Origin of the sequence: Enterobacter cloacae complex sp. IR5428 (assembly GCF_049238585.1) — a bacterium.
In the GTDB taxonomy this organism is placed as follows: domain Bacteria; phylum Pseudomonadota; class Gammaproteobacteria; order Enterobacterales; family Enterobacteriaceae; genus Enterobacter; species Enterobacter intestinihominis.
The window spans coordinates 230,837-248,185 of the sequence record NZ_JBMKHV010000003.1; the positions used below are offsets into that span (position 1 = coordinate 230,837).

Annotated in this window: 15 protein-coding genes; 1 reads left to right on the plus strand and 14 read right to left on the minus strand. The window is 58.0% G+C overall.

What is annotated here, in order from left to right; translation table 11 throughout:
• Window positions 1-212: 212 nt before the first annotated feature.
• The 14 genes from flhE to ACOTXC_RS05830 all read right to left on the minus strand — a co-directional run bounded on the left by flhE (window position 213) and on the right by ACOTXC_RS05830 (window position 15,590).
• Complete coding sequence (gene flhE / locus ACOTXC_RS05765) at window positions 213-605, minus strand: flagellar protein FlhE (RefSeq protein ID WP_048966690.1); 393 nt, start codon at window positions 603-605, stop codon at window positions 213-215.
• Window positions 605-2,683, minus strand: a complete 2,079-nt coding sequence (gene flhA, locus ACOTXC_RS05770; protein WP_003859723.1) for a flagellar biosynthesis protein FlhA — start codon at window positions 2,681-2,683, stop codon at window positions 605-607. Before flhA ends, flhE begins: the two co-directional genes overlap by 1 nt.
• Window positions 2,676-3,824: a flagellar biosynthesis protein FlhB gene (flhB, locus tag ACOTXC_RS05775; protein WP_022648500.1), complete on the minus strand. Its 1,149-nt coding sequence runs from the start codon at window positions 3,822-3,824 to the stop codon at window positions 2,676-2,678. Before flhB ends, flhA begins: the two co-directional genes overlap by 8 nt.
• A gap of 149 nt (window positions 3,825-3,973) precedes the next feature.
• On the minus strand, window positions 3,974-4,618 hold the full coding sequence (gene cheZ, locus ACOTXC_RS05780) for a protein phosphatase CheZ (RefSeq protein WP_022648501.1): 645 nt from the start codon (window positions 4,616-4,618) through the stop codon (window positions 3,974-3,976).
• 10 nt (window positions 4,619-4,628) lie between these two features.
• Window positions 4,629-5,018, minus strand: a complete 390-nt coding sequence (gene cheY / locus ACOTXC_RS05785) for a chemotaxis response regulator CheY (RefSeq protein WP_000763862.1) — start codon at window positions 5,016-5,018, stop codon at window positions 4,629-4,631.
• Window positions 5,019-5,035: 17 nt separating this feature from the next.
• On the minus strand, window positions 5,036-6,085 hold the full coding sequence (locus ACOTXC_RS05790; protein ID WP_014884341.1) for a protein-glutamate methylesterase/protein-glutamine glutaminase: 1,050 nt from the start codon (window positions 6,083-6,085) through the stop codon (window positions 5,036-5,038).
• Complete coding sequence (gene cheR, locus ACOTXC_RS05795; protein WP_206227741.1) at window positions 6,082-6,948, minus strand: protein-glutamate O-methyltransferase CheR; 867 nt, start codon at window positions 6,946-6,948, stop codon at window positions 6,082-6,084. The genes ACOTXC_RS05790 and cheR overlap by 4 nt, the downstream gene beginning before the upstream one ends.
• A 19-nt stretch (window positions 6,949-6,967) precedes the next feature.
• Window positions 6,968-8,569: a methyl-accepting chemotaxis protein IV gene (tap, locus tag ACOTXC_RS05800; RefSeq protein WP_421767478.1), complete on the minus strand. Its 1,602-nt coding sequence runs from the start codon at window positions 8,567-8,569 to the stop codon at window positions 6,968-6,970.
• Between the two features lie 44 nt (window positions 8,570-8,613).
• Entirely contained in the window at window positions 8,614-10,281 is a 1,668-nt protein-coding gene (gene tar / locus ACOTXC_RS05805; protein WP_023306492.1) for a methyl-accepting chemotaxis protein II, read from the minus strand.
• A gap of 86 nt (window positions 10,282-10,367) precedes the next feature.
• Complete coding sequence (locus ACOTXC_RS05810) at window positions 10,368-11,330, minus strand: Csu type fimbrial protein (RefSeq protein WP_023300457.1); 963 nt, start codon at window positions 11,328-11,330, stop codon at window positions 10,368-10,370.
• Entirely contained in the window at window positions 11,327-13,711 is a 2,385-nt protein-coding gene (locus ACOTXC_RS05815) for a fimbria/pilus outer membrane usher protein (protein WP_421767479.1), read from the minus strand. Before ACOTXC_RS05815 ends, ACOTXC_RS05810 begins: the two co-directional genes overlap by 4 nt.
• A complete protein-coding gene (locus ACOTXC_RS05820) occupies window positions 13,687-14,448 on the minus strand; it encodes a fimbrial biogenesis chaperone (protein ID WP_023300459.1) in 762 nt (253 codons plus the stop codon). The genes ACOTXC_RS05815 and ACOTXC_RS05820 overlap by 25 nt, the downstream gene beginning before the upstream one ends.
• A 16-nt stretch (window positions 14,449-14,464) precedes the next feature.
• Window positions 14,465-15,010, minus strand: a complete 546-nt coding sequence (locus ACOTXC_RS05825; protein WP_022648507.1) for a Csu type fimbrial protein — start codon at window positions 15,008-15,010, stop codon at window positions 14,465-14,467.
• A 7-nt stretch (window positions 15,011-15,017) separates the two neighbouring features.
• Window positions 15,018-15,590 carry a spore coat protein U domain-containing protein gene (locus ACOTXC_RS05830; RefSeq protein WP_022648508.1) on the minus strand — a complete coding sequence of 191 codons (573 nt, stop codon included), beginning with the start codon at window positions 15,588-15,590 and terminating at the stop codon, window positions 15,018-15,020.
• Window positions 15,591-16,017: 427 nt separating this feature from the next.
• On the opposite strand from ACOTXC_RS05830, the gene ACOTXC_RS05835 reads away from it, so the two are divergent.
• Window positions 16,018-17,277 carry a dicarboxylate/amino acid:cation symporter gene (locus tag ACOTXC_RS05835; RefSeq protein ID WP_022648509.1) on the plus strand — a complete coding sequence of 420 codons (1,260 nt, stop codon included), beginning with the start codon at window positions 16,018-16,020 and terminating at the stop codon, window positions 17,275-17,277.
• Window positions 17,278-17,349: the final 72 nt, after the last annotated feature.

Consider the following 17,349-nt stretch of genomic DNA (forward strand, 5'->3'; position numbering starts at 1 on the left):
TCCGGGAGTTTTTACACGGCTACAGTAAAAGTATCGACCTGGTGAAACCTTTCTGTTTCTGCCATCACAGGGTGGTGAATGGCAAAAATGCAAAGAGTCTCAATACGCGTGTCACTGATTTATAAAACAGCGTTTCTTTTGTATCAAAAGGGAAGGTCAATTTTGCGAGCCAGCCTTCAGAAATGCCTGAAGACTGGCGAAAAGGCGGGCAGTTAGCGGTAGTTGACGAGCACCTCGTTGCGCTGAACCTTCAGCGCCGGGATCAGACGTCCGCCGCCTGGCACTTCCCAGATAAAGCGTAAAGGTTCCTGAGCAGACACCCCGTTGAAGGCCTGGGTGATGCCACTTTGGCCCTCGATTTCCGCGCAGCGGGTCAGCGAGCACAGCCGCACCCGCAACCCGGCCGGTGTGGGCCCCGTCAGGGTGTAATTCCAGGCCACCAGCGTCATCTGCCCGGAGACGGGCTCAGAGGCTGACAGCGGACGGGAGGAGATCGACTCCCCCCGATGGTTGAGCGTTAAGCCGATACTGCTGGCCTGCCATGCCCCCTCGCCTGCGGCCTGCACCGCCAGCGGGAAAAATAAGATCCACAGCCACTTACGCATTATTTCCCTCCTATGGTCGCCGTCATGCGAATATTGCGGTTATCGGACAGCTCCATATTCGACAGCACCACCAGCTGGTTCAGGCTCCGGCGCAGGAAGCGCGACAGCAGCGGACGCAGCGCATGATTCACCAGCAGCACCGGCGGCGCGCCCAGCATCTCCTGACGCGCCAGCGCCTCCTGGGTTTGCGCCAGCAATCTGTCCGCCAGACCCGGCTCCAGCCCGCCACCGCCCTGTAGGGCCTGAAGCAGCAGACGTTCCAGCGGCGTGTCCAGGCCAATCACCTGCACTTCGCCTGTTCCCGGGAACCATTGCTGGGTTATGGCGCGCCCGAGCGCCACGCGCACCACCGCCGTCAGCTCATGTGGATCGCTCTGGAGCGGCGCATGCTCGGCCAGTGTTTCCAGAATGGTGCGCATATCGCGGATCGGCACCTTCTCATCGAGCAGATTTTGCAGCACTTTGTGCAGGGTGGTTAAGGTCAGCACGCCCGGCACCAAATCTTCGGTCAGCTTCGGCATTTCCTGCGTTACGCGGTCAAGCAGCTGCTGCGCCTCCTGACGTCCAAACAGTTCCGCGGAGAACTGGCCAATCAGATGGTTGAGGTGCGTCGCGACCACGGTACTGGCCTCAACAACCGTGTAACCCTGGATCTGCGCCTGCTCTTTCAGGGCGCTCTCAATCCAGATGGCCGCCAGACCAAAGGCCGGGTCGGTCGTCTGCTCACCCGGCAACGTGCCAGCGGCCGTGCCAGGGTTAATCGCCAGCCAGCGGCCGGGGTACGCATCACCGCTGCCGATTTCCACCCCTTTCATCAGGATGCGATAGCGTGCGGGCGGGAGATCCATATTGTCCCGGATATGCACCACCGGCGGCAGGAAGCCCATGTCCTGGGCGAATTTTTTACGAATGCTGCGGATACGGCCAAGCAGTTCGCCATCCTGCTGGAAATCCACCATCGGGATAAGGCGGTACCCCACTTCCATCCCCAGCGAATCTTCGAGCTGAACGTCGTTCCAGGTGGCTTCCACCGCCTGGGTGTTCTCAGGCATTTTGACCGGCGCTGGCTCTGCCTTAGGCTGCGTTTCGCGGCCACGCATCCACCAGGCAAGGCCCAGCAGCGCGGCAGTGAACAGCAGGAATACCAGGTTTGGCATGCCCGGCACCATACCAAGCAGGCCCAGTACCGCCGCGGAGAGCAGCATAACGCGCGGGTTGCTGAACAACTGCCCCACCATCTGCTCGCCTACATCCTGATCGGTGCTGACGCGGGTCACAATCACCCCCGCCGCGGTGGAGATCACCAGTGCCGGGATCTGCGCCACCAGACCATCACCAATGGTCAGCAGCGTATAGCTTTCCGCTGCGTGGCCCATGTCCATGCCGTGTTGCAGCACGCCGACCAGCAGGCCGCCGACGACGTTAATCACCATGATCAGAATGCCCGCGATGGCGTCACCGCGCACAAACTTACTCGCACCGTCCATGGAGCCGTAGAAATCTGCCTCCTGGGTCACTTCGGCACGGCGTTTTTTTGCTTCATCTTCCGCAATCAGCCCGGCATTCAGGTCGGCGTCGATTGCCATCTGCTTGCCCGGCATCCCGTCGAGCACGAAGCGCGCGCCCACTTCTGCGATACGCCCCGCCCCTTTAGTGATAACCATGAAGTTGATAATCACCAGAATGACGAACACCACGATACCGATGGCGAAGTTGCCGCCCACCAGGAAGTGACCGAAGGCTTCGACCACCTTGCCCGCCGCCGCCGCGCCGGTGTGCCCTTCCATCAGGATGATACGCGTGGAGGCAACGTTCAGCGCGAGGCGCAGCAGCGTGGTGAACAGCAGGATCGTTGGAAACGCGGCGAACTCCAGCGTGCGCTGGGTGAACATCGCCACCAGCAGCACCATGATGGACAACGCAATGTTGAAGGTGAAAAGCAGGTCGAGGATAAATGCCGGTAACGGCAGCACCATCATCGACAGAATTAGCAGGATCAGAATCGGTCCGGCAAGGATCTGCCATTGCGTCGATTTCAGGTTGCCGGGCAGGCGCAACATTGCCACCAGATTAGCCATCAGTGTCCTTCTCGTTCAAAAAATCCAGTGCTTCAGGCACCGGAAGGTTCTCAGGTTTTACAGGTCGTTGACCGCCCGCTAAACGCCAGCGTTTCAGTTGCCACACCCAGGCCAGCACCTCTGCGACAGCGGCGTAGAGCTGGCCCGGGATCTGTTGTCCAATTTCCGCGTGGCGATACAGCGCACGGGCTAATGGCGGTGCTTCAAGGATCGGTACGCGGTTTTCCGTCGCGATCTCACGAATGCGCAGCGCAATTAGCCCGGCCCCTTTCGCCACCACTTTCGGTGCGCTCATTTTGTTTTCGTCGTACTGAAGCGCCACGGAGTAGTGGGTCGGGTTAGTGACAATCACATCGGCTTTCGGCACATCTTCCATCATGCGACGACGCGCGGCAGCACGTTGCATCTGGCGGATACGGCCCTTGACGTGCGGGTCGCCTTCCATCTGTTTATATTCATCGCGAATATCCTGACGCGACATTCGCAGCTTCTTGATATGGGAAAAGATCTGGAAGATAACGTCGAACGCCACCATCGGAATAATGCTGAGAACCACCAGCAGCGAGCCTAATCCGACCAGGTTCAGGGCATTCTTCATCGCCGTCATGGGGGATTCACTGATCAGACGCATCATCTCCGGCCAGTGGTGCCACAGAAAAAACCCGGCAGCACTGCCCATAAGAAGCGATTTCAGGATCGCTTTAAGAAGCTCAGCCCCGGTTTGAGCTGAAAACATTTTCGCAATACCGGGTAGCGGGTTGAGCTTGGAGAATTTCGGTTGCAGCGATTTACCGCTGAACACCAGGCCACCGAGCATGACCGGCGAAACAAGAGCCACGATGACCACCCCGGCAATCAACGGCAGCAGAGCGATCATGGCGCTTTTTACCAGGTTGATGATCTGAATGAGGATCAGATTGGGGTCATTGACCATGCTGTGATCAAAACGTAAGCCAGCAGAGAGCATTCCCGCCAGTCTGCGGGCAAGCATCTCCCCGCCCCACCAGATTATGCAGACGCCCACCACCAGGATCAGCAGGGAGGTCAGCTCTCGGGATCGGGGGATCTGCCCATCCTCACGGGCTTTTTCAAGTCGGTGGGGTGTGGGGGCTTCTGTTTTGTCGTCGTTCTCTTCTGCCACTGTGCCTGCTCGCAGCCCATTAATTCACGGGTATCATGCCAGCGCAGAGAAAATCCAATGGCGGGAAAAGCCCGTTTATTCGGGCTCTTTTCGCTGTTTTTGTTCTGAACAACCTCAGGCCGCGTTCACAGCCTGAGGCAGAAGGGCAATCAGAAACCAAGACTGTCCAGCAGATCGTCCACCTGATCCTGGCTTGCCACCACGCCCGCTTTACTGGTGTCAAGCTGTGGACCATTGAGCAGGCTTTCGTTCTCGCGTTTCGGACGGGCAGCCGGTTCCGGAATATTTTCCAGCAGCACCATCAACAGCTGACGTTCAATCTCCTGAATCACATCCATCATGCGCTTGATCACCTGGCCGGTGAGGTCCTGGAAATCCTGCGCCATCATGATGTCCAGCAGTTGCGCATTGGTGAAGCTGGTGTGCCCTGGCACATCGCCCAGGAACTGACGGGTGTCCGTTACCAGTTCGCGGGCATCCGCCAGCTCAATGGGGTTCTCAAACCACTCATCCCAGCGTTGGGTCAGCGCTTTCGCCCCCTTCTCCATCGCATCCTGGTGCGGCTGTGACGCCTCAACGCTGTTCAGCGCTCGCTCGGCCGCCTGCGCGGTCATCTGCACCACGTAGTCCAGACGGTCGCGCGCGTCGGGGATGGCTTCCGCCGCTTCGGCGATAGCCTGGTCCAGCCCCAGCTCACGGAGGCTGTCGCGCAGCATGCGGGTCAGGCTACCAATACGGGCAATAATGTCGCTCGGCGAATGTTCTTCAACGGGTTTCATAGCAGGTTGCAACATTTCCATCACCTCACATGCCGAGTTTCTCGAAGATCTTCCCGAGCTTCTCTTCCAGAGTCGCCGCGGTGAATGGCTTCACCACGTAGCCGCTTGCGCCCGCCTGTGCAGCGGCAATAATGTTCTCTTTCTTCGCTTCTGCGGTCACCATCAGCACCGGCAGAGAGGCCATGCCTGCATCCGCGCGGATGGTTTTCAGCAGTTCGAGACCGTCCATGTTCGGCATGTTCCAGTCGGAAATAACAAAACCAAACCCGCCAGCCTGGAGTTTGTTCAGCGCATCCACCCCGTCTTCTGCTTCTTCAACGTTGTTGAAGCCTAGCTCTTTTAGCAGGTTGCGCACAATGCGACGCATGGTGGAAAAGTCATCCACAACCAAAAACTTAAGCTCTTTATCCGCCATAAAATAATACTCCTGAGTCAAATACGTATTGCCTGTCCGGCACTGATTTTCGCCAGCATCTGCTGGCTTACCTGGCTAAGATCGACCACTTCGCTTACGCCACCCATATTGATGGCCTCGCGCGGCATGCCGAACACCACACAACTTGCTTCATTCTGCGCAATCGTCCAGGCGCCAGCCTGGTGCATCGCGAGCATTCCGGCGGCGCCGTCGTTGCCCATCCCCGTCAGGATCACCCCCACGGCGTTGCGCCCCGCATGTTTCGCCACCGAATGAAACAGCACATCCACCGACGGACGGTGCCGGTTAACCGGCGGCCCGTCATGAATTTTGATTTGATAGTTCGCCCCGCTGCGCGCCAGCTCCATATGTTTGTCACCCGGGGCGATATACGCGTGACCCGGCAGCACGCGCTCGCCGTCTTCCGCCTCTTTCACGCTGATCTGGCACAGCTTATTCAGGCGCTCCGCGAATGAGCGGGTAAACCCCGGCGGCATATGTTGCGTAATCAGGATACCCGGGCTTGAGAGCGGCAATGGCTGGAGTACATGGCGAATTGCCTCTGTTCCTCCGGTTGACGCCCCAATGACCAGCAGTTTTTCCGAGCTGAGTAATGGTCCGGCCTTCAGGGTTGCCGGCGCGGCCATCGGCTTGTGGGCCGCCAGTTTTGCGCGCGACGCGGTACGGATTTTCTCGGCGATCATCTCGCTGTACGCCAGCATCCCCTCGCGAATGCCGAGCTGCGGCTTGGTGACAAAATCCACCGCCCCCAGCTCCAGCGCGCGCAGGGTGATTTCTGAACCTTTACCTGTCAGAGATGACACCATCACCACCGGCATCGGGCGCAGGCGCATTAATTTTTCCAGGAAATCGATGCCATCCATGCGTGGCATTTCGACATCCAGCGTCAGCACGTCGGGGTTATATTTTTTGATTAAATCCCGCGCGACCAGCGGATCGGGCGCTGTTGCCACCATCTCCATATCGCTGTGGCTATTGATGATTTCGGTCATGATCTGACGCATCAGCGCAGAATCATCGACAGACAATACCCTGATTTTACTCATGCTTTTTCCTTACTCAGCGCATAAACCGTTTGCCCACGCAGGCTAAACTCACGCACGAGGTTGCTGAAGTTTTCCGAGTGCCCGGCAAACAGTAAACCGTCAGGCTTGAGCAACGGAACAAAGCGACGCAGAATCTCCTGTTGCGTCGTTTTATCAAAATAGATCATCACGTTACGGCAAAAAATGGCGTCGAATGGCCCCGGCACGTTGTACTGCTTATCCAGTAAATTAACGGGGGCGAATTCCACGCAGTTCGCCAGCTCCTGGCGTACGCGCACCAGTCCTTCATGCGGGCCGGTACCGCGCATGAAGTAACGCTGTAGCTGCTGAGGAGACAGCGTTTTTAGTTCATCCTGGCGATAAACGCCGTTACGGGCTTTTTCCAGCACTTCGGTGTCGATGTCGCTGGCGTACACTTTCCAGCGGCCCGGCGCCATTCCCAGGGTGTCTGCAAGGGTGATGGCCAGCGAGTACGGCTCTTCCCCGGTAGAGGCTGCCGCGCTCCAGACGCGATACTCTCCGCTACGGCGACGGGCGTGTTCCGCCAGCACCGGGAAGTGATGCGCCTCGCGGAAAAACGCGGTCAGGTTGGTGGTTAATGAGTTGATAAATGCCTGCCATTCGGCGCTGTTCTGGTTCGCTTCGAGCATGCTCAGATAGCGGCCGAAATCATCCAGCCCCAGCGTGCGCAAGCGCCGCACCAGCCGGTTGTAGACCATGTCTCGCTTATGGTCCGCAAGCACGATCCCCGCACGCTGGTAGATTAACTGACATATCCGACGAAAATGCGCGTCGGACAGCGCGAGGCGCTGTGTCATCTGCAACAATAATGACGTTTGCCCTGAGGGCATGGGTGATGTCATAGCGCCTTCTCAATCACATTCAGGATACAACGGGTACGGCCTGTGACCGTCCGACTTCTGTTACTGCTTCAACGTGCTCTTTCACATTAAATACGGCGACCAACCCGGTAAGGTGATCCGCCTGGTTTGCCAGCTGATCGGTAGCCGCCGCCGCCTCTTCCACCAGTGAGGCGTTCTGCTGCGTAACCTGATCCATCTGTGTAACGGCCTGCGCCACCTGCTCAATACCACGGCGTTGTTCATCAGACGCCGAGGCAATCTCGCCCATAATGTCGTTAACCCGCGTCACGGAGGTGACAATCTCGTGCATGGTCTGCGCGGCGGTATCCACCAGCGCGGAGCCCTGCTGAACGCGGGAGACCGACTCTTCTATCAGCCCTTTGATCTCTTTCGCCGCGTTGGCGCTGCGACTGGCGAGGTTTCGGACTTCACCGGCAACCACCGCGAACCCGCGCCCCTGCTCTCCGGCACGCGCCGCTTCAACGGCCGCGTTCAGCGCCAGAATATTGGTCTGGAACGCGATACCGTCGATGACGCTGATAATGTCGCCAATTTTCTGCGAGCTGGCGGCAATCTGCTGCATCGTGCTGGCGACGTGAGAAGCCTGGTCGCCCCCACGTTTCGCCGTCATCGCCGCCTGTTTTGACAAGTCGGACGCCTGACGCGCGTTATCGGCGTTCTGGCTTACCGTCGCGGTCAGTTGCTCCATGCTGGCCGCCGTCTGCGCCAGCGATGCCGCCTGCTGTTCGGTGCGGGATGAGAGATCGTTATTGCCTGCCGCAATCTCGGAGATCCCGGTATGCATGGCGTAACTGCCCTGACGAACGTTGCTTACGGTTTCCCGCAGCGAACTCTGCATCGCCTTCAGGCTGGCGAAAATCGCTGATATTTCATTCCTGCCATACACGGCCACCGGACGCGCCAGGTCGCCCTTCGCCATACTGTCGAAGTGGCTGCTGACGATCGCCAGCGGCTGGACGATCATTTTGCGCGACCACCACAGCGAGCCGCCGGTCAGCAGGGCGGCCAGGATCACCATGGTCAGGAAAATCACCCCTGACATGCGGTAGCTGGTACGGCTGTCCGCACCGGCACGCGCCACAAACTGGTTAATATCCTGCTGCCATGCGTTAAAGCTGTCGTCAAATGCCGTCTGAGACGCCTGCACCGGCGCGGTCAGGAAGTCAGAAAGCTGGTTGTTCTCCAGCCACGTCGCCTGATGGTCGAGATCGCCGTACCACACATCAAAGGTCTTTTTCATGGCGACTTTCAGCGTTTTCTCTTTCTCACTCACCGCCTCCTGCGCCGTAAACGTCTTAAACTGCGCGTCGGCCTGCTTCAGGCTGCTGCGGGCCACGACCATCAGCGCCTTAATATCATCCGGCGGATAGCTCAGCGCGGTTAACGTCCCTGCTTTGTTCAGCGCAGTGCTTGCCTGTAACAGCACGGCACGCGTTTGTGCCAGTGCGGAGCGCTGCTGATTACTCGTCTCAACTTCCTGCAAATTCTGATAGCCATCGCGAAACGCCCAGAAAGACAACCCGTTACTGCCAACCTGCAAAACCCCACACAGGATCAGAATCAAAAACAGTGTGGTCGAGATACGAATACGATTTAACATCCACGCTCCCATCAAGCGGCAAGCAGCCGCGGTTTAATTGTCAGTCAAAATGTTTCCCAGTTTTCATCTTGTCCGGTCACCGCTGCGCGCGTAGGTGTTGTCACGGGCGCCGGGGTTGCTTCGCTGTACGCTGACCGCGAGCTGACCGTATTTGTTGTTTTTGAAGTAAGACGGAACGCCGAGACGGCCATTTTCAGGCGGCTCGCCTGATCCTCAAGCGCAGCGGCCGCGGCAGCGGACTCCTGCACCAGGGCGGCGTTTTGCTGCGTCACACGATCCATTTCCGATACCGCCAGAGCGACCTGGTCAATACCACGACTCTGCTCATCCGATGCAGAGGCGATTTCACCCATGATGTCCGTCACGCGCGTCACGGCATTCACGATGTCATTCATGGTTTCACCCGCACTTTCCACCAGCACCGAGCCGGTATCCACGCGTGAAACAGAGTCTTCAATCAGGGCTTTGATCTCTTTCGCCGCATTGGCGCTGCGGCTGGCGAGGTTACGTACTTCGCCAGCGACCACGGCAAACCCACGTCCCTGCTCGCCCGCACGCGCCGCTTCAACGGCCGCGTTCAGCGCGAGAATGTTGGTCTGGAAGGCAATGCCGTCGATAACGCTGATGATATCGGCGATTTTCTTCGAGCTGTCGGCAATGTCATGCATGGTTTTCACCACGCCGTCGACCACCCGACCGCCGCGCTGGGCGGTGTCGGACGCGCTTTCTGCAAGCTGCGACGCCTGACGGGCGTTGTCGGCATTCTGCTTCACGGTCGCGGTGAGCTGCTCCATGCTTGCCGCCGTCTCTTCCAGAGCGGACGCCTGCTGTTCGGTACGGGACGAGAGATCGTTGTTGCCCATCGCGATTTCACTCGTGCCGGTATAGATGGCATCCGCCCCCTCGCGCACGTTGGCGACGGTATCAATCAGCGAACGCTGCATATGGTCGACGCTGGTCGCCAGCTCGGTGATCTCGTTGCGACCAGAAACGGTCAGCGTTTTCGTGAGATCGCCCCGGCCAATATCGCGGATATGGGCAATGACGCGGCCAAGCGGGTTAAGAAGGATATGACGAATGCCGTACCACACGGCCACCAGCACGATAACCAGCGCGAGGGCGAGCACCGCCATCTGCCATTTCGCGAAACGGTAGTCGTTCTGGCTTTGCGTAAAGGCGGAGTGATAAAGCTCGCCGCTGGCTTTGGCGTACTCGCCGAGCGCCGCGCCAAGGGCGTTCTGCATGCCCTGGGTCGGCTGCGCGAAATAGGCGTCCATATTGCCCTTCTCCAGGAACTGCACCAGCTCCGTGAGGCCGGCGAAGTAGGCCAGATATTTTTCATCTATGTTCGCGCTCGCCTGCGCCATTGCGGGCTGAGGGGCGATTTTTTTGAAGGCCTCGTAATGTTTCGCCGCGTCTGCCAGCGTGGCGCGCGCATTCTTCAGCAGTTCCGTTTTTGCGCTGCTCTGCTGGTTGTTCGGATCCATCATCATGCGGGCAGACGAGCGGCTCAGATTGATACGCGTCTGCAACATCAGATCCCAGGTTGTGGTCAGTTCGCTTTGCTGCATCCGCAAATCGTTCGAGGCCGCGAAGCTGTCCTGGTTCTGTTTTAACGAGGAGAAAAAGAGGCCGCCAGAAATAAGCTGAAGAAGTGCGAAAATGACCAGCACCATCATAAGCATTGTGACAACGCGGATACGGTTCAACATACAACACCTTCTCATCGATTGATTAACGGTGTTATCGGCAGGGGCCACGGGAACTTTACATTTGCGAAAGGGAAAAGCGCGGGGAGTCAGAACGCGACGTCAACGATCAGCGTGTCGGTGTAGGTTCCGGCAGGAGGCGTGGCCTGGCTGGTCAGGACCTTAGCGCTGTAGTTATAGGTGCGTAAAAGCCCGTCGGTACTGACCTGGGATGAGCTGGCGCTGGCCCAGCGCTCGCTGCCACTGCCGCCCCAGCGGTTGCTGGTCGCCTCTTTATAGATGTCGTAACTCATAAAATTGCTGCCGCTAACCATACGACGAACGTTGTTCAGGGCGTTTGCTCCATTATTAATGCCTATGGTGTAGGTGCTGCCCTTGGTGCAGGTGACGGCGATCGACTGCGAAACGGTGGGAAAATTTTGCACCAGCGGCGCGCTGTTAAAATTCACGTCCGGCGTGGTCATCGTGCTGCAATCGTTGGTGACGGTCATGTTGAGGAGAATGGAGGTAGTTGCCGTGCCGGTTTGCGGGGTCAGGCATAGCCCGCCCGCGCCAACGGCGCACACGTTGTAGTTGATGCTGAACGTTAACAACACCTGGTACGGCCCGGCCGTGACGTTCTGCCCCGGCACAGTACGGAAATAAAGCGGAATGTTGTAGCGCCTTGACCCCAGCAGCCCGAGCAGGGTGTTGCCATTCCAGGTATAGGTTTTGCTGATTTGTACTTCACTGTTTCCGCCGCAGCCAGTGGCACCGCACAGGCGCGTGGGGATAACGTCCGCGATGGCCGCATTATCGGTACGTTTCATGGTGGCGCGGCTGTTGGCGGCTATCGACGCCGAGGTGTAGGTCAGCGTCACCGAGTCGTTGGTTAGCAGGTTGAGAACAGTATCGCAGGACACCACCAGCGTGCCGGTGGTTTGCACCTCCCCCGTACTGCTCAGGGCGAATGAGGTGACGCTGCCAAACGAGGCGTTCACCGTACTGACGGTGCAGGCCGCCCAGCCGCTGCCCGAGAACAGCAGCAGTATGGCTATCAACAGGCGTTTCACGGTGCCTCCCGGCAGGTCAGCGGACCGTAGGTTTGCAGCTTATGCTCGGGATTTTCGCCCACGTTCAACGTTGCGATACAGCGTTTACCGTCCGGGGTGATGACCTCCAGAGGATTCACATCGTTGAGGTTTTCCAGCCAGGCGAGGCCGTCGTAGCCAACAACCGCGCTACTGCGGGACGCGCGTTTGACCTGGCTTCCCACCGGGATCGCATTGCCCTGCACGTCATGCAGGATCACGCTGGCAACCCGCTCCTGCTCCATCGGGAAATCCACCAGATAACCGTTATGCCGACGAATCGCCACCCGACGCTCGGTCTCTTTCAGCCGGGTATCCGCAGGTAAGTTCAGGGTATCAATGCGGTAGCTCGCCGGGTAATAGGCGGAAACGCCGCTGACCAGCAGATAACCTTTATTATTGGTTTTACCAACCGGCTGGTTCTCGTAGCTGACGGGTACGTCCGGATGTCCGTCGGTGCTGATCACCACAAACGCATCGTTGATTTTGTTCGCCGCAAACAGCTCACCGTCCATCAGGACGACAGAGCCCATCGCCTCGCCCCACCAGGTCATCATCCCCTTCTCACCGTAGCCGCCGCCCTGAAGCTCAACATTGTTATTCCGCCAGCCGAGCGTGGCCTGTTGATAGTTACTCGACCGCGACTGGTTGGCCCAGGCCATGTTCCAGCTAAAGCCGCCGTCAGACGGCATCGAGTGGTTGTAGTTAATGCGTTGAGTGCTGCCTGCGTCAGGCGTGTTTTCAAAGGTAACGGCGGCGCTGTCACGTTCGCCCAGAGGGACCTGCAACGACAGCGCAACCGTCCAGTCATCCCGCTGCTGGTCACGGCTGGCCGCCAGGTAAATACTGCTTGAGCGCCACAGATTTCGGCTCCAGGAGAGGTTGAGCAGCTCGGTTTTCCGGCTGTCAAAACTCTCCACGCCGATCCACGCCGCACCGATATTGCCGTAATCACCGAGGTTAAAGGTTAAGGAGTACTGGTCGGTATTGCGGCTCAGGCTGGCAACGGGGTTATCATATTCATCATAAACGGTGGGCTGATCGTACAGGGCGAGGTTGCCGAAGCCGCGGTCGCGTCGGGTATGCTGGGTCGCTACGCTAAACTCGCTGGTGCTGTACTGATAGCCCCAGTTCATCTGGCCCCCTTCGTCGCCGCGCATCCGGCTTTGGGTATAAGACGTGTTCACCACGCCAAAACGCCCGAGCTTCAGCACCGTGCCCGCGCCGCCGAGCGCCAGCGACTCCGCCCCTTCCGCATGCCCCTCCAGCGTCAGCCAGTCGGTCACCCCGTAGCGATACGATCCGCTGCCCGCCGCCGGGCCATAGTCAAAATTCTCTATACCGTAGTTGCGCCGCAGGCTGCCCAGCGTCACGGCGCCGTCGCTTAACCCCTGCTTCAGCAGATCGCTGCTGACATAAAACGGCAGCGTGGTGCTCACCTGACGTCCCAGCGCGTCGGTGGTGACCAGTACCGCATCCCCTGCGCCGTTGATGTACGGCAGATTAGTGAGGGTAAACGGCCCCGGCTGAAGGCGGGTGGAGCCGGAACGGTAGCCATTAATAAAGAGATCGACCGAGGTCGGGACGGCCGCCTCACCGGAAAACGCCGGCAGCGGCCAGGTCACCAGATCCGGACGCAGGGAGAAGTCGCGCCCATAGCTGATCCCGCCCATCCGCACGCTGGTGCTCCAGCTCAGCGCATCGCTGATGACGTCCCCGACGGTCCAGGTGGTGGCATCCTCCTCGTTGGTGATCAGCAGGGTTGAGTCATAGCGCACGTATCCTTCCTGCTGCCCGCTGCTTCCGGCGAAATTCTGTCGGGCATACCCTGTCGAAGAAAACGAATAGTCTTCGTTGAAATAGCGGAACTCATGCCACACCGACGCCTGGCCGCCCGTGTGCTCGGTATGGTTGGTATAAACGTCGTAGTTGAGCAGCGCGCCCCGGCCATAATGCGGCTTGCTTTGCGCGCTCTGACCGCTAAACGACGTGATCCGCGCCGCAACCCAGTCCCGGGGGACCGTCAGCATGAGCCGCTGGGCGCTGCTGTCATACTCTACGCGTACCGATGAGAGCGTTGAAAGGTTCACCTCTCCGGCAGGCACATGCTCCTGCGGCAGTCCGGCGCGAAGCAAATCCGCTCCTGAAATAAACCAGGCGCCCTCGCGCTGCGTCACCGGCACCACCAGACCCGTGTCATAGTGGTTCAGCACCAGGGCGAGCTGGAATACAGCTTCGCCGTTCATCGTCCGCGCGTCCGGCGGCGGCGGTAAACTGTCGTCGCCGGTTTCGGCAAATGCGCTGGTACTGACGCAAAGCAGGATCATCATCGCCGGTTTCAGTTGACGGGCGTCGATTGCCATTGCGTATCCCTGGCATTAATTTGCGCGCTCATCCGATTCGGCTGATAAATCCCTGCCGGAAGCGGCCAGCTTCGGGTGCTGCCTGGCAGCACATAACCCAGCAGCCCCTCGGCAACCGTGCGTTTTTGCCCGCCCTGCTCAACCGCAACCTGGCTGAGCCTGACGTGAACGTTCCCCTGATTGCGGACCTCAAGCGCGGGTTTCCCCTCCTCCTGAATGACCCGCCAGTTGAGCTGCTGAGTGTTCGCCAGCGCGTGATGCTCTCCTTCGTTGAGGGTGGGGATCCCCTGTCCATAAACAAATAAGGGAATGGAATAGCGCATTTGCAGTTTGAGGCCCATAGACGGTTCCGCTTTGGCATCCGGCTGGGGAATCTCATCCACAATGATGCGGTAGGCTTGCTCGACGCCGGACGGGATCGTCCCCTGCTTAATCAGGCGAATAAGCTGTTTACTGCCTTTAGCGATAGTCACGATCGGCGGGCTGGCGACCACATCCTGCTGGGCGGTGTAACGCTCATATCCGCCCTCCTGTTTCCAGCGCACAATGCGTATCTGCATTGTCGTGGCGCTGTTGCCCTGATTCTGGATCCACAATTCAGTTGCTCTGGCGTCTGCCGAAAGCCACGGATCGATAGGCCAAAGAAGAATGGTTGCGGCTGCTTGCGCCTTAACCGCTGTAAGGGCCGTTATCCCCAACAGACTCAACAGGCCTGACCGCCTGAAAAATGGCTTCATCAATGCTCTCCCTTTCCTACCATGACAAGGTCACGGTGAGTTGATCTGAATACGTTCCTGACGGGCTAAACCCGGTCAAAAGCGCGACGCCAAAAAGAGGCAGCGCGATGTTATTGCTGTTGGTATAGGTAATCGGTATTGCCTGGTTAACCCCAATTTCACTGTTTGCGGCCAGAGAGCTGCTGCTGTAGAGCCGGTAACCGACCACTTCTGTCCCGCCTGAACGCGTCATCCGCCGCACAGAGCTATAATTCTGACCGCCGTTAATGCTCATACTTAGCGCCACACCCGGTGTGCAGGCGATGGACAACGCGCCGTCGGCAACAAAGCTGGTGCTGACCGGTGCGCTCTCCACGCCGCTGCGGGTCCCGAAATTCAGCGTACCGAAACGCCCGCCGGTGCCGGTGCTCACCGAGCATCCAGGCACAACCGTCGCGCTCACCCTGAATGACTGAGACGTCACCGCCCCGGCGTCTGGGATCAACATCAGCCCGACCAACAGGGTCAAAAAAGGGTGCACGACGCCCTCTGCGCTGTCGCGCAGACATAACAATGCCTTCATGGCTGAATCAGTAGGTGACGCTGACGTTAATCGTGTCGGTATAGGTTCCCGGTACGACCGTCACGCTATTGCCGCCGCCCGTAATGCGTGCATAGAGGGTGTAGCTATCCACCCCACCCGCAGTAGAGGCGACCGGCAACGCGGCATTGTTCGCAACCACGTTGTTGTAACCGCTATCGCTGAACAGGCTGTAGGCAACGCCCTGCGCCGCATTGGCGGTGTTGACCAGATAGCGGCCCGGCGTACCTGGGGTGCCGACAACGGTTCCGGGTGCGGTAGCGTTAGTGTTGCCGGTGATCGCCACCGTGTAACTGGCAGTGGTACATTGAATGGTAAAGGTGTTTCCTCCGCTGGCACCGGTTAACTGGGTTGTCAGGGTGGAGAATGTTGCAGGATGAGTGCCGAAATCGAGCGTCCCGAAGTTAATGCCGTTTTGCGTTGGCGAGCCGTTGATCAAGCAGCCGTTGGTCAGCGTCAACGTCGCGCCGATAGTGCCGCTACTGGTGACCGCGAGAGCCTGACCGACCGTTGCCGCCGTCAGCAGCGTGCCCGCGCAGATAAAAAGAAGTTTTCTTTTCATTTACCACCCTCCAGAAGAAATATAGGTTCGCTTGCCATATTTTATTCATACTGTTCAGTATGTTAGCCCCGCTTAAACATTCCCCGGCGCGGTTACTGAGAATTTAGTTTATGGTTAGCACTTCAACCACTTTCATCAAAAAGAGGGCAACCCCGCTCGAATTAACAGGTTATTAACAAACATTACAAAGGGTTAGCAAAAAAAAATGGGCATTATTCTTGCTTAACTTGAGGATATATCGCCTGTAGCGTGATCTGAGTCACAATATATCGTCATGATAAAAACAACGAATTTCATAAAAATTAAAAACAAGTTGTAACTCACGCAGCTTTACTTCAATTTATGCCCCGAATATTTTCCTGCGCTTAAATAAAAATATTGTATGCATTGACGCAGGAAACTCTTTTAGCGCATAGAGGATCTTTTTGTGGCAAGTGCAAACAAACTCACGCTCTTCATCGTGATTTTCATGCTGGCGGGCATTCTTTCCGGTGCGGCGATCCATGAGTATGCTTCGCCCGACGCGATACAGGCCTGGTCGGAGAACATCACCCTGCTGACCGATATTTTCCTGCGGCTGATCAAGATGGTGATAGCCCCGCTGGTGTTCAGCACCCTGACGGTGGGCATTATGAGGCTGGGTGAAACGTCTACGATTGGGCGCGTCGGGGGTAAAGCGATGGTGTGGTTTATCAGCTCATCCGTACTTTCCATTCTGGTGGGGCTGTTTATTGTTACCCTTGAACAACCCGGCAGCGGTCTGAACCTGAGCATTCCGACAGAGACGGTTGATACCGGCCTGGCCGTGAGCGGGATGTCGCTGAAAGCCTTCCTGTCACACACCATTCCAACCAGCATTGCCGGCGCGATGGCCAACAATGAGATCCTGCAAATTGTGGTCTTCTCGATGTTCTTCGGCATTGGCGGCGCGTCACTGGGCCAAAAATTCAACGCCCCGCTGGTCGCGGCGCTGGATGTGGTATCCCACATTATGCTGAAGGTGACGGGCTACGTGATGTACGTTGCGCCGCTGGCCATTTTCGCGGCGATTTCGTCCGTCATTGCCACCCAGGGGCTGGGCATTTTGCTGAACTATGCCTCGTTTATTGGCGGTTATTATGTGGCGATCCTCCTGACCTGTCTTGTATTGCTGGCCGTGGGTTACATGGTACTGAAGAAAGAGATTTTCCGTCTGGTGGCGATGCTGAAAGATCCGGTGCTGGTGGCGTTTACCACCAGCAGCTCTGAAGCGGCATACCCAAAAACGCTGGAGCAGTTAGCGCGCTTTGGTTGTTCACGGAATATCGCCTCTTTCGTCCTGCCGATCGGCTACTCGTTTAACCTGGTCGGCTCCATGGTGTACTGCTCGTTCGCCTCAATGTTTATTGCCCAGGCGTACAACATTCACCTGAGTTTTACCGAGGTGACGGTGCTGATGTTAACGCTGATGCTGGCCTCGAAGGGCATTGCGGGCGTACCGCGCTCGTCGCTGGTGGTGCTGGCGGCAACCATTCCGAGCTTTAACATTCCGGTAGCCGGGATCCTGCTGCTGATGGGGATTGACCATTTCCTGGATATGGGGAGATCGGCCATTAACGTGCTGGGGAACGGGATTGCGACGGCGATGCTGTCGCAGAATGAAGGGGCGCGGGAAGCGGAGGCAGAGCTGGTGGAGCAGGAGGCGTAAAGATACAAAAGAGCCGGGTGGCGCTAACGCGTACCCGGCCTACGTGTTCGAGCCATTTGTAGGCCGGGTAAG

Bases quoted from the DNA above. Each gene is read 5' to 3' on its own strand.
- ACOTXC_RS05815 (WP_421767479.1), bottom strand. From the start codon at position 13,711: ATGGCAATCGACGCCCGTCAACTGAAACCGGCGATGATGATCCTGCTT.
- tap (WP_421767478.1), bottom strand. From the start codon at position 8,569: ATGTTAAATCGTATTCGTATCTCGACCACACTGTTTTTGATTCTGATC.
- flhA (WP_003859723.1), bottom strand. From the start codon at position 2,683: ATGGCTAATCTGGTGGCAATGTTGCGCCTGCCCGGCAACCTGAAATCG.
- ACOTXC_RS05820 (WP_023300459.1), bottom strand. From the start codon at position 14,448: ATGAAGCCATTTTTCAGGCGGTCAGGCCTGTTGAGTCTGTTGGGGATA.
- ACOTXC_RS05825 (WP_022648507.1), bottom strand. From the start codon at position 15,010: ATGAAGGCATTGTTATGTCTGCGCGACAGCGCAGAGGGCGTCGTGCAC.
- ACOTXC_RS05790 (WP_014884341.1), bottom strand. From the start codon at position 6,085: ATGAGTAAAATCAGGGTATTGTCTGTCGATGATTCTGCGCTGATGCGT.
- tar (WP_023306492.1), bottom strand. From the start codon at position 10,281: ATGTTGAACCGTATCCGCGTTGTCACAATGCTTATGATGGTGCTGGTC.
- flhE (WP_048966690.1), bottom strand. From the start codon at position 605: ATGCGTAAGTGGCTGTGGATCTTATTTTTCCCGCTGGCGGTGCAGGCC.
- cheR (WP_206227741.1), bottom strand. From the start codon at position 6,948: ATGACATCACCCATGCCCTCAGGGCAAACGTCATTATTGTTGCAGATG.
- cheY (WP_000763862.1), bottom strand. From the start codon at position 5,018: ATGGCGGATAAAGAGCTTAAGTTTTTGGTTGTGGATGACTTTTCCACC.
- cheZ (WP_022648501.1), bottom strand. From the start codon at position 4,618: ATGTTGCAACCTGCTATGAAACCCGTTGAAGAACATTCGCCGAGCGAC.
- ACOTXC_RS05830 (WP_022648508.1), bottom strand. From the start codon at position 15,590: ATGAAAAGAAAACTTCTTTTTATCTGCGCGGGCACGCTGCTGACGGCG.